Source organism: Marivita sp. S6314, from assembly GCF_023015985.1.
GTDB lineage: Bacteria > Pseudomonadota > Alphaproteobacteria > Rhodobacterales > Rhodobacteraceae > Marivita.
The window spans coordinates 109,729-125,193 of sequence record NZ_JALKAO010000007.1 but is presented as its reverse complement, the minus strand read 5'-3'; the positions used below and the strand labels follow the sequence as shown (position 1 = coordinate 125,193).

General features: G+C 57.9%; 8 protein-coding genes. All 8 read left to right on the top strand.

Features of this window, described 5'->3' with window-relative positions; translation table 11 throughout:
- Nucleotides 1-8 precede the first annotated feature (8 nt).
- The 8 genes from MWU54_RS16815 (at nt 9) to MWU54_RS16780 (ending at nt 15,463) form a co-directional block, all read left to right on the top strand.
- Entirely contained in the window at nt 9-1,010 is a 1,002-nt protein-coding gene (locus MWU54_RS16815) for a hypothetical protein (RefSeq protein WP_247086067.1), read from the top strand.
- Complete coding sequence (locus tag MWU54_RS16810; RefSeq protein ID WP_247086065.1) at nt 1,007-2,110, top strand: flagellar basal body P-ring protein FlgI; 1,104 nt, start codon at nt 1,007-1,009, stop codon at nt 2,108-2,110. Before MWU54_RS16815 ends, MWU54_RS16810 begins: the two co-directional genes overlap by 4 nt.
- Nucleotides 2,111-2,132: 22 nt before the next feature.
- The gene (motA, locus tag MWU54_RS16805; RefSeq protein WP_247086063.1) at nt 2,133-2,990 is read left to right on the top strand and encodes a flagellar motor stator protein MotA; all 858 of its coding nucleotides are present in this window, start codon (nt 2,133-2,135) and stop codon (nt 2,988-2,990) included.
- Between the two features lies 1 nt (nt 2,991).
- Nucleotides 2,992-4,809, top strand: a complete 1,818-nt coding sequence (locus tag MWU54_RS16800) for a hypothetical protein (RefSeq protein ID WP_247086062.1) — start codon at nt 2,992-2,994, stop codon at nt 4,807-4,809.
- Nucleotides 4,810-4,933: 124 nt separating this feature from the next.
- Nucleotides 4,934-6,553 (top strand): hypothetical protein, encoded by a 1,620-nt coding sequence (locus tag MWU54_RS16795; RefSeq protein WP_247086060.1) that lies wholly within the window; start codon nt 4,934-4,936, stop codon nt 6,551-6,553.
- A gap of 143 nt (nt 6,554-6,696) precedes the next feature.
- Nucleotides 6,697-7,524 carry a glycosyltransferase gene (locus tag MWU54_RS16790; RefSeq protein WP_247086057.1) on the top strand — a complete coding sequence of 276 codons (828 nt, stop codon included), beginning with the start codon at nt 6,697-6,699 and terminating at the stop codon, nt 7,522-7,524.
- On the top strand, nt 7,506-8,882 hold the full coding sequence (locus tag MWU54_RS16785; RefSeq protein ID WP_247086054.1) for an oligosaccharide flippase family protein: 1,377 nt from the start codon (nt 7,506-7,508) through the stop codon (nt 8,880-8,882). Before MWU54_RS16790 ends, MWU54_RS16785 begins: the two co-directional genes overlap by 19 nt.
- Nucleotides 8,883-8,986: 104 nt before the next feature.
- Nucleotides 8,987-15,463 (top strand): type I polyketide synthase, encoded by a 6,477-nt coding sequence (locus tag MWU54_RS16780; RefSeq protein ID WP_247086052.1) that lies wholly within the window; start codon nt 8,987-8,989, stop codon nt 15,461-15,463.
- Nucleotides 15,464-15,465 lie beyond the last annotated feature (2 nt).

The following is a 15,465-nucleotide window of genomic DNA, read 5'->3' as shown; positions in this document are numbered from 1 at the left end:
GAAATACAGTGCTATCACTTGGAGAACTGTCCAATCTTACCTTTATGACTGTTCGGCAAAGCATGCTTGAGGCACGCTCACAGTCGCTCGGCCAATCCATGACAACGGGCGTTGTTGCCGAAAAATCTGCCCACCTGCGGGGGTCAACAATTGGTTTGGCTCTGCTGGACCGCAAATCGGACTTGCTTCAGCAATTCAAAACCAATCTGACGGAAGCTGCATTTGTCGCGCAGTCGCAGCAGTTGGTTCTTGGCGAAATCCAGGAGAACTCTGAGAGGTTGATCAACGATTTGGCATTGGTGAGTCAGCAGGCCTCGCCCGAGGCGATCGATAGCCTCTCCAAACAAGCGTCGTTCATATTTAAGGATATCGTGAATTCTCTTAATAGCCATGTTGCCGGGCGTTTTCTATTCTCTGGCACATCCACTCAGCATGCCCCACTTATAAATGGTGACACGATCCTTTTGGAGATCGAAGCTGCCATTGCAGGCGCAACCTCGTCATCTGATCTCATCAACAGCATAGACGCCTGGTTCGATACAGGAGGTGGATTTGAAACCATTGCATATCAAGGAGCCACAAGCGGTCACCTCAGATTTCCGATCGGGGATGAGGCAACTGTTTCATTCGACCTGCGTGCAGATGATAAGGCGATACGCGATATTTTAAAAGCAGCGGCGTTGGCCAGATTTGCACAAGATGATTCAACCTCACTTTCGGCCTCAGATCGTCAGGACGTAATCGAAACAGCGCGTTCTGAACTGATAGCCTCGAAGGATGATATCATCGCACTCCGCGCCGATATTGGTGCAAAAGAGGAACTTTTTTCTACGAAAGCGACGGGAATAGAAAGTAAGCTGCATCAGCTTTCATTAGATAAAAACTCTTTAATCGGTATCGATCAGTATGAAAGCGCAACTGAATTTGAAGCCGTCCAACAGAATTTGGACGTTTTATATCGCATTGCCGCCCGCCAAAATCGAACCAGCCTGGCCGAGTACCTGAGATGAAATACCTACTCCTTGCACTAAGCTTGATGTGTATATTCGACATTGAGGCAGCAGCACAAGGTGTCCGTCTAAAGGATCTCGCATATTTCGAAGGTGTACGTGGCAATGACCTGGTCGGATATGGCCTGGTTGTTGGCTTGAACGGAACCGGCGACGGTTTGCGGAACTCTCCGTTTACCGAAGACATGATGTCCAACATTCTCGAGCGTCTTGGCGTCAATGTAACTGGCGAACAGTTTCGCGCAAAAAATGTAGCGGCTGTCATCGTGACCAGCAAACTCCCGGAATTTGCACGGGCAGGAAGCCGGATCGATGTTACGGTGTCCGCCATAGGCGACGCCAGCAGTCTGCGGGGCGGCACCCTGGTCATGACGCCGCTCAACGCCGCAGACGGAGAGATCTATGCCGTTGCTCAGGGGTCGATACTGGCCGGAGGCGCTGTTGCGGAAGGCGAGGCGGCAAAATCCGTGCAAGGCGTTCCAACCTCGGGCAGTATCCCGTCGGGCGCCTATGTCGAACGCGAAGTGGACTTTGACTTAAGCGCCCTGGAAACCTTGAATATTGCACTGAAAACCCCAGATTTTTCAACGGCATCTCGGATCGAGCGCGCCATCAATTCACTTGTCGGGCGTCAAAGCGCACGAATGATGGATTCGGGAACGGTGTTGGTAGACATTGCCCGCGCGGAAGTCGTGTCACCGGCACATTTCGTGGCACGTATCGAAAACCTCCAGATCCAGCCGGATACGGTTGCAAGGGTCGTGGTGGACCAGCGGTCAGGCACTGTTGTTATCAGCGAAAATGTACGTGTTTCCCGTGTCGCAATTGCAAAAGGCAACCTGACACTTACCGTGCAGGAACAGCCGTTGGTTGTGCAGCCGGATCCCTTTTCGGAAGGTCAATCTGTGGTGGTGCCAAGAACCACTGCACAGATCGAAAACACTCCCGCCGTTTCATTGGCGGAAGTTCCGACCAGCACAACTTTGGCGGACGTCGTAACAGGGCTCAACGCCTTGGGGATCACACCGGGCGACCTCATCGACATACTCAAGACGATCGAAGCAGCCGGCGCGCTGCATGCCGACTTTATTGTCATGTAATCAGTGAACAGGATCGGGTAACATGATCGCAATATTCGGAATAGTATTCACCTTTGGTATGGTTTTTGGTGGATACCTGCTTGCTGGTGGCAAGCTTGGGATCATTCTAAAGTCTTTGCCTTTTGAAATAATGATGATTGGTGGCGCGGCGATTGGAGCCTTCGCCGTTGGGAATTCCACCAACTCCCTAAAGCAAACGCTGAAGGATACAATGATGGTTTTCAAAGGGAGTTATTGGAAACCAGCCGACTACAGTAACCTTTTGACGGTAATGTATCAGGTTATTTCGATAGCAAGGAAAAATCCAGTAGCTTTGGAAGAACATATCGAGAATCCAAAAGAGTCGGAGATATTCAGTCAATTCCCCAAGTTGCAACAGGATCACGCAGCAATTGATGCAATCTGCGACACATTACGGTCAACAACAATGAACTATGATGATCCGAACCAGGTTGAAGAGCTATTATCAAAGAAAGTTGACGATACAAAACACCATCGTCATGTGTCCGTGCACGGTTTGCAAAGCATTGCGGACGGACTGCCGGCCCTCGGAATTGTTGCAGCCGTGCTTGGTGTCATTAAGACGATGGGCTCAATCGATCAACCTCCCGAGGTTCTTGGCAAACTCATTGGCGGGGCGCTTGTGGGAACGTTTCTTGGCGTTTTTCTTGCTTACTGCCTTGTTGCCCCGTTTGCCGCCAAGGTTAAGGCCGCTGCAGATGATGATCTGAATTTCTACCTTGCAATTAAAGAGATACTGCTATCGCATCTTCACAATCATCCGCCGAAAATGTGCCTTGAAGTCGCGCGTCAGGGCATCCCCCATGAATTTCGACCCAGCTTTTCAGAGCTTGATGAGGCGATCCGAGCGCTGAAGTGATATGAACGCTTTTTCCATTTTTGCCGTGCTTTTTGTCCTGATCCCAACATCGGGCTGGGCTGTGAACGCAATTGCGCGCGGCGGTGAGCATGGAACCTTCACACGAGCAACGCTACAGTTTGACGCCAAAATTGAAATTCTTGATGTTGCGGTTGTCAAAAATAGATTGGTTCAAGTTGAGGTAAATAACCAAATTGTTGATTTAGATACGAGCAGGCTTCAAGAAAGGTTATATGGGCACAGATTGGGTGCGGTAACGGCGAGTAATCAGAAAGTTTCTCTTGAGTTGCTTTGTGACTGTCGCGTTGATGCCAGGATAGTCGATCAAACGCTTCTCGTGGTTGATATCTTCGACGCCGACCCAGGTCAGGAGACGAAGCCCATAGAGAGCATCAATCGTACAGCAAGCGCGGCCCTCATCGAGGCACCGATCCGCTCTGAAATGCTTCGCCGATCTGAAGCCTCGAAACTCATAAAAGACGCGGTCGCGTCTTTTGATCGGTATCCCTTGAATACCGTTGCGGGTCCGCTTGTGGACGTGCAGAAGGGTCCGCCGTTTTCGAAACCTCCCAAAGAGGCAGGTGATGCCGCCGAGGATCAACAAGAGCAAACCGCGGTCGAGGAGTGCAAACTCGAAGACATCATTTGGTCTGCACTGACCAAGACACCAAAAACGGATGTCGTGTTGGTGATGAGCCAATCATCGAGTCTGCTTGAGACTGACCTTGCGAATGAAGGCGACCAGGAAACTCTGTCACATCACGTGATCGAGTCTGGAGATGTTTTGGCGCTTCAGAGCGCGCTTTTAGAATACCCGGAAACCGATAACTTCAAGCGATTGATGGATGCGCTCACTCACGATGCGGTAGCAAGTGAAGAGAGCGCCCTTAGAGCATGTACACCACTGTCCGAAGCAGTTGTCGCAACGGCCTCGCGGCGTAACTTCGCAGCTTTGACGCGGCAAGATGTCATGACGCTTATTGAGACGATCGCTGCGTTGCCTTTGGGCTGGCAACTCGAACTGTATCCAAGGCTTGTTAAGGTCAGTAGCAAAAATGATTTCGCCATTTATGAAGATCTGGAATCCCATCGAAGACTCGAAATGAAGATGTCTCCCGGACCTGAAGACCCAAGCGATTCATCTGTCGACACGGCGTCCGACGTTACCCAACCCGATGATGCAGCCGCCTTGGCTCGGGTGTTCAAAGGCACGGATCACGCGGTCGAAAGCTGGCGTGCGGCGCAAGAAGCCTACTTGGCGGCGGGCCGTTACTTCGATGCGCTTGCGGCGGTTGGCGACATGCCAGATCTTTCACCTGTCGAAAAACGCAAATTCGTCAATCGATCCTTAATGGAAATTGCGAACAGCGCTGACGCGACAACGCTTTTGCAAATTGCGGTTGAGAAGATGCCTGATCTGGACGTGGCTGTTGAACCAGAGGTTATTGCCGCGGTCCACACCCGGCTTGAAGACGCGGGATTTCATCAACATGCGCAGGCATTTCTAGACCGTCATCCAAATAACGAAGTCACGAAAGCACCGAGCGCCATGGCCGAGGACAGCGCTAAGTCGACACGCGAAGACGCGCCAACCCCGCCGATTGCTGCAATGCGCACGTCAGAACCCAACCAGACGGCGACGGCAGCGCCTGATGCAGTTCAATCCAATAGCACGCAGCCATCAGGCTCTGAAGCAGACTCGACGCGATCGCAGGCCGAGATCGCGGTATCCGTTGCGGCGGCAGGTGCGCAACTTGCGACGACAGAGGCGTTGCGAAAAAGCTTGAGCGCGCGCTTTGCGAATGATGCGCAACGGTAGCCGCAGATCTTTGAAGATGTTGGAAACTGGCTGTGTTAATCAGTTAAGGATGACCCGCTTTGTACACCACATAATTTTGCGCATTTGTGCGTCGTTTCTGCTGCTCGTCCTGTTGGCAGCGCCGATGACAACGCAGGCGCAGCAAAGCGCGGCGCGGCCTGGAATTGCGTTTGGTTTGAACGCAATTTCCGACTGGTCAACGCAGCATCCGTTTATCGATCTGATGAAAACGTCGCGCCCCTGGATCGGGCATCTGCCCGATACGTGGGGCGGGTGGAGTTTCCAAGATCTCATGGCCGACGGTTTTCTGGATCAACAGGGCTGGCCGCTTGCTCTGCCAAATGAAGTGGTGCGCCTGGAGACCCGTATTCTCACTGACCAGCCCGAAACGGCGATGAGCCTTGCCGGACGCTATCACCTGCTGTTCGACGGGGATGGGGATATCGGCATCTCGGAACGAGGTCGCGTGGTCCGCAAAGAACCGGGGCAGTGGGTTTTCCAGTACAGACCCGGAGAGGGCTCGGTCACCATTTCGATCAAGGAAACGGACTCACAGAACCCAATTCGGAACATCCGGGTGGTCAAAGAAGACCAGTTGGAGGCTTTCCAATCGGGGCAGGTGTACAATCCGAACTGGTTGGCACGGCTGGGCGCGGTGCACAGCCTTCGCTTTATGGATTGGATGATGACCAACGACTCGCAGATCGTGTCATGGTCTGACCTGCCCAAGTCCGACGATTTTTCCTACGCATGGCGCGGTGTGCCACTGTCCGACATGGTTGCGCTGTCGAACCAGTTGGGGGCGGACCCGTGGTTTACGATGCCGCATCTAGCCAATGACGAGTTGATCAAGACCTTTGCAGACTACGTGCATCAGGAATTGTCTGCCGACCGTGTCGCGCATGTCGAATATTCCAATGAGATGTGGAATTTCATTTTCGAACAGGCGCATTGGGCCCGCACGCAGGCAGAATCGCGGTGGGGTGATCTGGGTGATGGCTGGATGCAATTTTACGGTTTGCGCGCAGCGCAGGTCATGCAGATCTGGTCTGACGTCTTCGGGGCGTCATCGGAGGCGCGCCTAAAGCGTATCCTGTCGGTGCATACCGGTTGGCCAGAGCTTGAAAAATCCAGCTTGTTCGGAGCATCGGCGCAGGCGGCGCTTGGCAGTAAGCCGCTGGATAGCTTCGACGCTTATGCGGTCACCGGATATTTCGGGCATGAGCTTGGTGTGTCAACGACATTGGCCAACGCGTTGAACAGCGCAGAAGCCGATGCCCTGAAACGCGGGCAAGAGGCAGGATTATCGCGTGCGGCGCTGCGGGCTTATGTTGCAGAAAACCGGTTCACCGTGGCGATCCCGATTGCGGCTGAGATTGTCCGGCGCGGATCGTTGCGCGAAATGATCGAAGTGTTCTGGCCGTATCACGCGGATGCGGCGCGGGCGGCCGGGCTGGACTTGCTGATGTACGAGGGTGGCACACATGCTGCGCCATTGGGCGAAGCGGTCGAGGATGAACGACTGTCGCAGTTCCTGATCGCCTTCAACTATTCTGACGACATGGGTGCGCTGTATTCCGAGGCTGTGTCGGCATGGCGCGATCTTGGGGGCGGGCCGTTCAACGCGTTTGTGGATGTCGCCGCCCCCAGTAAATGGGGCAGTTGGGGTGCTTTGCGCCATCTGGAAGATCAAAACCCCAGGTGGGAGGCGTTGCGCATGACACAGGAAAAGCCGGTCGAATAGGCGCGTTTTCGGCGCGCAATCCTTAAAATTGCCACGATTTCATGGCACCCGCACGGCGTCGTACAGTAAACGTTCCCAAGGTATATATCGGATCCCGCATGGCCCGCACCGGTTCTGACTCAGCTGAGGCACACCTCCCCGCGATGAGCGTGCTCATCCCCGCCTCGAACGAGGAAGCCCTGATCGGGACATGCCTCGACACGGTTCTGAACAGCGCCTGGTCCCGGCCCGAGACCGTCGAAATCCTTGTGATTTCGAACGGCAGCACCGACCAAACCACCTCCAAAGCGTTAGACTACACCTCTGCGTTTGCCGAAAAAGGATGGGCGCTGCGCGTGCTGGATCGGCCCGAGGGTGGCAAGCTGGGGGCGCTCAACGCGGGTGACGCAATCGCGCGGGGGGCCATTCGGGTGTATCTTGATGCCGATGTGGAACTGACCCGCGATCTTCTGAGCGATCTGTTTCATGCGCTCGATGTGCCGCAGGCGCGCTATGCCAGTGGCACGCTCGAACTTGCGCCGTCGTCAAGCTGGATAACCCGGGCCTATGCACGCATCTACGCGCAGGTGCCTTTCATGAAAACCGGCGTGCCCGGCGCTGGCCTGTTTGCCGTCAACGCTGCGGGTCGGCTGCGATGGGGAGCGTTTCCGGACATCATTTCCGACGATACGTTTGTCCGACTGAGTTTTGCGCCGCACGAACGGGTTGCGGTTGACGCACCGTATCGGTGGCCTCTGGTGGAGGGATGGCGCAATCTTGTCCGGGTGCGCCGCAGGCAAAATGCGGGTGTCGACGAGATCCACAAACTGTATCCGGACCTGATGAAGAACGACGACAAACCAAGTTTCCCGACACGGGACAAGCTGAAGCTCGCGCTTCGGGATCCGCTGGGATTTGCCGCCTATAGCGGCGTCGCGCTGGCTGTCCGGCTGTCGCCCGCCAAGACCCCGGAATGGAGCAGGGGCCGGTGATACAGGCGCTCAAAACGCGCTTTCTCGGAGGATCGCTGAACGCGCGCTTCATGCGCAGCTCGGCATTCACGATGGGGGGCTACGTCGCGGCGCAGGCGTTGCGGTTGGGGTCCAACCTTATTCTGACCCGCCTTTTGTTTCCCGAAGCGTTTGGATTGATGGCCCTCGTTGCGGTGATCCTTCAAGGCTTGGCCATGTTCTCGGATGTTGGTGTCAGCCCGTCGATCATGCAATCCAAGCGCGGTGACGATCAGGACTTTCTGGATACGGCCTGGACGATCCAGGTGATCCGCGGTGCCCTGCTCTGGTTGTTTGCCTGCGGTATGGCTCTGCCGCTTGCCGCGTTTTACGAAGAACCGCTGCTGGCATGGATCATACCGTTCGCCGGTCTGAACCTACTGATCGCGGGCTTCAATCCGACGCGCATGGACACCGCCAATCGCCACCTGTTGCTGGGGCGGCTCACGCTGCTGGAATTGATCAGCCAGGCGGGCATGATCGCCATTGCCGTCGGGCTGGCCTGGTACATGCAGTCGGTCTGGGCGCTGGTGATCAGCGGGATCGCATGGGCGCTGATCCAGCTGGTGCTGTACAGCACGTTTCTGCCGGGGGCCCGCAATCGGTTTCGTTGGGAACGCGCAGCCGCGGGCGAATTGATCGGATTTGGAAAGTGGATCTTTCTCAGCACGATCTGCGGCTTTCTCTATATGCAGGGGGACAAGCTGTTTCTCAGCAAGTTTCTCCCGCTCGATCAGTTCGGCATCTACAACATCGGCTTCTTCCTGGCGAGCTTTCCGCTTTTGATGGGTGGCGTCCTGACACGCAAAGTATTGATCCCGCTTTATCGCGAACGCCCCCCGGCAGAGAGTGTCGAAAACTTTCGCAAGCTGCAGAAAATGCGATTTCTGCTGACCGGTGCCATGGTCGGCCTGACCGGGTTTGTATCGGCGGCAGGGGTGTTCCTGATCACGTTGCTCTACGATCCGCGCTACGAAATGGCCGGGGCCGTGGTTGTGCTGATCGCGGCCATGCAGATCCCGCACATGATCGTGCTGACCTACGAACAGGCCGCGCTTGCGGCAGGGGATTCGCGCAGGTTCTTTGTGCTGTCCGCAGCCCGCGCGATCCTGACCTTGGGGTGTCTGTACATTGGGCTGGTCACGGCCGGGCTGGTGGGGGCTTTGGTGGGGCAAGGTGTTGCAGGTCTGGCGGCGTACCCATTTGTTGTCTGGCTGGCGCGTAAGGTGGGGGCATGGGATCCCAAGCACGATCTTGTCTACGCCATTATCGGGGCCCTGATCATTACCGGTGCGCTCTGGTTGAACGCAGGGGCCGTGACAGAGTTGGCGGCGCTGTAGCGCTGTCGCAAAGGGCATCGGAAACCGCGACCGGAAACGAAAAAATCGCCCAAGTTTCATCATATTTGTGAGATACTACCTCCATCAAGGGAATAGGTACGAGTATGGTTCACGAAGCAACCGCGTCTCCTTTGATTTCGGAGAGCGACATTGCGATTGTTGGTATGTCGGCGCATTTGCCCGGCGCGGCCACTCTGGCAGAATACTGGCGCAACCTGCGCGACGGGGTGTCTTCGATCCGGCGTCTGGACGAGGACGACCTGATCGCGGCAGGCGTGCCGCCCGGTCTGTTGCGCCACCGCGATTACGTCCCTTTTGCCGCACCGCTTGACGGGTTCGATCACTTCGATGCCGAGTTCTTTGGATTGTCACCCAAAGACGCGGCGATCATGGATCCGCAGCACCGCAAGTTCCTGGAATGCGCGTGGGAGGCGTTGGAAAACGCGGGTCACATGCCGGAACGGGTCGACGGGCGCATCGGCGTTTTCGGCGGCTGCGGGATGGGCAGCTATTTCTATTTCAACCTGTGTTCGAACCCCGATCTGGTCGACAACACCGGGATGTTCCTGTTGCGGCATACCGGCAATGACAAGGACTTCCTGACCACGCGGGTCAGCCACATCTTCGATCTTGATGGCCCGTCGATCAGCGTTCAGACGGCCTGCTCCACCTCCCTGGTGGCGACCCATTACGCCTGTCAGTCGCTGCTGAATGGCGAATGCGACATGGCGCTGGCCGGTGGGGTCACCATCGAACTGCCGCAGGGGCGCGGATATCTCTACAAAGAGAACGAAATCCTGTCACCTGACGGGCAATGCCATGCCTTTGATCACCGGGCGCAAGGCACGGTCTTCGGCTCTGGCGCCGGTGCGGTTGTGCTGCGCCGGCTTGAGGATGCGCTTGCCGACGGAGATCACATCTGGGCCGTGATCAAGGGCAGCGCGGTGAACAATGACGGTGCCGCCAAGGCCGGTTATCTGGCCCCGTCCGTGGACGGGCAGGCCACCGCCATCGCCGAGGCACATGCCATCGCGGGCGTCACAGCCGACAGCATTGATTACGTCGAATGCCACGGCACTGGCACCTACCTGGGTGACCCGATCGAGGTTGCCGCCCTCACGCAGGCGTTTTCCGAAACAAGCGATGCAATCGGGCATTGCCGCATCGGGTCTGTCAAAACCAATATCGGCCACCTTGATACCGCCGCAGGCGTGGCCAGCCTGATCAAGGCGTCAATGGCGTTGCACAACCGGCAGATGCCCCCGAGCTTGGGCTTCGAAAAACCGAACCCGACGATTAATTTCGAAACCTCGCCTTTCCGCGTCAACGACCGTCTGACCAAGTGGGAACAATCAGATCACCCAAGACGGGCCGGGGTGAACTCTCTTGGTGTCGGCGGCACGAATGCCCATGTCGTACTCGAAGAAGCGCCGGATCGCGGGTTGTCCGAAGACAGCGACTGGCCGTTCCAGATCCTGACCGTGTCGGGCCGCACCAAAGCGGCGCTCGAGGCCAACACGGCGCAGCTTGCCGCCCATCTGCGCGCCAACACCGATCAACCGCTCGCCGATGTCGCTTGGACCCTGCAACAAGGGCGGCGCGCCTTTGACAAGCGGCGCGTGGTGGTTGCGTCAAACCATGTCGAAGCGGCCAAGCTGCTGGAACAGAAAACGGGTCACCGGGTCCATTCGCACGACGCATTGCAGCAACCGGATACGGTGTTCCTGTTCCCCGGTGGCGGGGCGCAATACGTCAATATGGGGCGCGATCTGTACGAAACGGAACCGGTCTTTGCCGAATGGATGGATCGCGGATTGGCGCATCTGGATACGCTGGAAGATCGCGATATCCGCGCCCTTTGGATGCCGGACGCGGATGCGGAATCGCAAGCAGCCGATGCGCTGCGCACGCCGTCTTTGCAACTGCCGCTGATCATGATCGTCGAATATGCGCTGGCGCAGCTCTGGATCAGTTGGGGCATTCGGCCCGCTGCGGTGGCCGGGCATTCCATGGGGGAAAACACCGCCGCCTGTCTGGCGGGCGTCATGTCGTTCGAGGATTGCATCGGCCTTGTTCACCTGCGCGGCACCTTGTTTGACACGGTGGACAAAGGCGGCATGATTTCGGTGGCCTTGCCGGAACAGGACTTGCGCCCGCTCCTCGGGCCAGAGCTTGATCTCGGCGCGGTCAACAGTCCAAGCCTCAGCGTCGCCTCTGGCCCTGCCGATGCGCTTGCGAAACTTGAGGCCGATCTTACCGCCCGCGATATCGACTACCAGCGCATCCAGATCGACATCGCCGCGCATTCGCGCATGCTGGACCCGATTTTGGAGCGGTTCCGCACCTATTTGTCGTCCATCGACCTGCACCCACCACGCCTGCCGATCACGTCCAATACAACCGGCACGTGGATGACCGACGATCAGGCAACCAGCCCCGATTACTGGGTCTCGCATCTGCGCGGGACGGTGCTGTTTGCGCAGTGTCTTGAAACGCTCAGCGACGCACTCAACCGCATCTATCTTGAGGTTGGGCCCGGAAAAGCCCTGTCAGGTCTCGCGCGGCAATGTGAAGGGATCACCGGGCAACAGGTTCTGTCGAGCCTGCGCCACCCCGAGGAAGACGTCGAAGATGATCGCTACCTTCTTGAGGTGCTGGGCCGGATCTGGGCGCTGGGCGGTGACTTTGACTGGGGCCAGTACTGGGGCGAGGCAAAGCGCCATCGCGTGCCATTGCCCAACTACGCGTTCCAGCGGTCCCGCTACTTCATCGAACCGGGCCAACCACAAACGCACGAAGCCACGAATTTCCTGACCCGTCTGGACGGGATCGAGAACTGGGGATGGGTGCCGTCCTGGCGTCCCAAATACGCCGACACATCGCTGGATGTGGCGCGTGACCTGGGCGCGGCAGAGCCGCAAAGCTGGCTGATGTTCATGGATGATGTCGGCATCGCCTCTGGCGCAGCCGCGCGTTTGCGGGATGCCGGGCATGCCGTGGTCGAGGTCTGGCCCGGCGACAGCTATGCGCGGCTGGATGACACCACCTATGTCATCGCCCCGGAACGCGGACGCGAAGGGTATGACCTGTTGTTCCGCGACATGCTGGCGCGCGGATTGGTGCCAAGCCGCATCGCGCATTTCTGGGGGGTGACAAAGGACAAAAGCCACCGACCGGGATCAAGCTTTTTCCACCGCGTGCAGGAACACGGCTTCTATTCGCTCATGTTCATCGCGCAGGCGATTGTGGACGAAACCCTGCCCAAACCGACCCATATCTCGGTCTTTACCAACAATGCCGCTGCGGTTGGTGATGAGGTCCTGAACACGCCGGAAAAGGCCATTCTTGCCGGACCCGCGCGCGTCATCCCGCACGAAGTTCCGGGATTGACGGTGTCCTCCGTTGATCTTGATGTGCCAGAACCACCGGAAAAATCCTGGCTTTGGTTCGTTCCCAAAAGCGCTGACTACGACGACGGTTTGACCCGGCTGACCGATCAGGTGCTGGAAGAACTCGTTTCAGACCCGCACACCTGCGTCGTTGCGGTGCGGTCCGGAAAACGGTTCGAAAAGGCGCTTCAGAAAACCCTCTTGTCCGAAGATGTCCGCCTCGCGATCAAACCTGGCGGCATCTACCTCATCACCGGGGGTCTTGGCGGCATCGGGTTGACGATTGCCAGATCGCTGGCGGCCGAAGGCTGCACCCTGATCCTGACAGGGCGGGATCCCTTGCCAGACCGCGACGTCTGGGACCGCTACCTGCAACTGCACGCGCCGCAGGACCGGGCCGTCAAACGCATTCGCGCGGTGCAAGAGCTTGAAGCCCTCGGGGCAACCGTTCGGATGTGCGCGCTTGATGTGTGCAACCTGACCGACATGTCTGACATGGTGCAGAACACGCAGCGCGAATTGGGTCGGATCGACGGCGTGATCCATGCGGCAGGCGTGATGGACGATGCGTTGATCCTGTCCAAAACCACCGCATCCGTGGAACAGGTGTTCTCGGCCAAGATTCACGGGACCAAGGTGCTGGACCAGGTGTTCCCCGATGGCTCCACGGACTTTATCGCGCTGTTTTCGTCCACATCGACGCAAACCGCCCCCGCTGGCCAGATCGACTATGTCGCGGCCAATGAATATCTCAACGCCTATGCCAAATCCCGCAAGGGCGACGCCACCCATGTGGTCGCCATCAATTGGGGCATCTGGTCGGACGTGGGCATGGCCGCCAACGCCTTGGCAGACCGGTTGGGCGATGGCGATCCACAGCCTTTGACCGATGCCAACCTGCCGCTTCTGCACAAGACCGGGTTCGATCCATCCGGTCACCGGATCTTTGAGGCCCGGTACGCGACAACGGACTGGTTTATCGACGAGCATCGCACCAAGCAGGGCGACGCCCTGTTCCCCGGTGCCGGATACCTGACACTGGCGTCCCAGGCGTTGCGCGGGCAGGGCGAAGGTGATGCCTTTGCCGTACATGACATGACCTTCCTTCGCCCGCTGAATGTGCCCGAGGACGGGCATCGCGACATTCGCGTCCGGCTGAAACGGAAAGACGAAGGATATGCGCTCGAAGCCTTGGGCAGTTGCACGCATTCGGGCCGCGACGGGTTCGCTCCCGTGGCAACCGCCAACCTGTCCCTGATCCCCGAAGCCCAGCCGCGCAAGCTTGATATCAAGGCCATCCGCGCTCGGTGCGGCCCGCTGTGTACCGCGTCGAACGGGCGCAAACTCGATGCGGCGCAGGAAACCCAACTGGCCTTTGGACCCAACTGGAAGGTGCTGGACACCTGCGCGTTCGGCGACGGCGAAGGCATTGCAGACCTGTCGCTGAACCCCGAAGCCGATCATCCCGAGGACTGGCATTACCACCCGGCGCTTCTGGATATCGCGACCGGCTGGGCGATGGAACTGATCGACGGTTACCGCTCGGACAGGCTTTGGGTTCCGGTCTCCTATGCCTCTGTGCGGGTGTGTCATCGCTTTCCGGACCGGATCGTCAGCTGGGTCCGGTCGGCAGGCCCCAACCGCAACGAAGACGCGACAGCGTCCTTCGACATCACCCTGGCGGCCCCCGACGGCACCGTCTGCATGGAGATCGAAGGCTTTTCGATCAAGCAACTGGACGACCCATCGGTCCTGACCGCCCCGGTCAAAGTCACCGGGTCTGAATTCGAACCGCGGGATTTCAGCCGCGCCACCCAACCGCTGTCCTCCTCCGAAGAGCGGCTTCAGCACAACCTGACACAAGGCATACCGCCCAGCGACGGGGCAGAGGCGTTTTGGCGGGCGCTTGGTCAGAACAAACCGCACGTCTTCGTGTCGTCGCTTGATCTTGACGATCTGATTGCACAGGCAGGCGCAACAGCCGACAGCGCGTCGGATATTCAGAAATTCGACCGTCCGCAGCTCGATGGCGATTACGCCGCGCCGGAAACCGAAGTTGAACGCACGCTGGTCGACATCTGGGAAGACCTGCTTGGCGTGCAGAATGTGGGCGTTGAGGACAGCTTTTTTGACCTTGGTGGCCATTCCCTGATCGCGGTGCGGCTCTTTGCCAAGATCCGCAAAACCTACAACGTGGATTTCCCGATCTCGATCCTGTTCGAGGCCCCGACCATCCGTGCCTGTGCGACCCTGATCCAAGACCGCGCCGAGATTTCGGACCCCTCGGAAAGCACCGCGCCAAAGCCGAAAAAGCGCAATCGCCGGTTCAAGCACCTGGTAGCGATGCATGACGGCGAGGGCGGATCCAAAACGCCGTTCTTCCTTGTGGCCGGGATGTTTGGCAACGTCCTCAACCTGCGCCATCTGGCGCAGTTGATTGGCCGGGACCGACCGTTCTTCGGCCTTCAGGCCAAGGGTCTTTACGGTGACGAAGCCCCGCACACCTCGATCAAGGACGCCGCCCGCGACTACATTGCCGAGATGAAACAGGTGCAGCCTGAAGGCCCCTATTTCATCGGCGGCTTTTCTGGCGGCGGCATCACGGCGTACGAAATCGCGCATCAACTGCGCGACATGGGGGACGAGGTCGCGATGGTTGTCCTGCTCGACACCCCTCTGCCGCAGCGCCGCCCGCTCAGCCGCAAGGACCGCTTGCTCATTCAATGGGAAGAAACCCGCAAGAAAGGCCTGTCGTATCCGTTTGTCTGGCTCCGCAATCGCATTGCCTGGGAAATCCAGAAACGCCAGCCAAGCGAAGGCACACAAACCGCGCACAGCTTCCACAACGAAGAGATCGAACAGGCGTTCCTGCACGCGGTGTCCGCGTACAACATGGACGGCTGGGATGGCCGGATCGTTCTGTTCCGGCCGCCCCTGATCGGCACCTGGCAGGTGTCCGGCGGGCGGTGGGTCAACCATGAACGGGCCTACCTTTTTGACGACAACGATTGGGGCCAATACACCCCCCAGATCGAAGTGTTCGAAGTGCCCGGCGACCATGACAGCATGGTTCTGGAACCAAATGTGCGGGTTCTTGCCAGCCATCTGCGCAACGTCATTGTCGCGACCGAGGCTTCAGTGCAGGGCAAAGGCCAGATCATAAATTTTGAAGCCACTGAGGCTGCGGAGTAGCT

Excerpts from the sequence above, each read along its gene's own strand:
- motA (WP_247086063.1), top strand. The coding sequence starts at position 2,133 with ATGATCGCAATATTCGGAATAGTATTCACCTTTGGTATGGTTTTTGGT.
- MWU54_RS16785 (WP_247086054.1), top strand. The coding sequence starts at position 7,506 with ATGGAGCAGGGGCCGGTGATACAGGCGCTCAAAACGCGCTTTCTCGGA.
- MWU54_RS16780 (WP_247086052.1), top strand. The coding sequence starts at position 8,987 with ATGGTTCACGAAGCAACCGCGTCTCCTTTGATTTCGGAGAGCGACATT.
- MWU54_RS16790 (WP_247086057.1), top strand. The coding sequence starts at position 6,697 with ATGAGCGTGCTCATCCCCGCCTCGAACGAGGAAGCCCTGATCGGGACA.
- MWU54_RS16810 (WP_247086065.1), top strand. The coding sequence starts at position 1,007 with ATGAAATACCTACTCCTTGCACTAAGCTTGATGTGTATATTCGACATT.
- MWU54_RS16800 (WP_247086062.1), top strand. The coding sequence starts at position 2,992 with ATGAACGCTTTTTCCATTTTTGCCGTGCTTTTTGTCCTGATCCCAACA.
- MWU54_RS16795 (WP_247086060.1), top strand. The coding sequence starts at position 4,934 with ATGACAACGCAGGCGCAGCAAAGCGCGGCGCGGCCTGGAATTGCGTTT.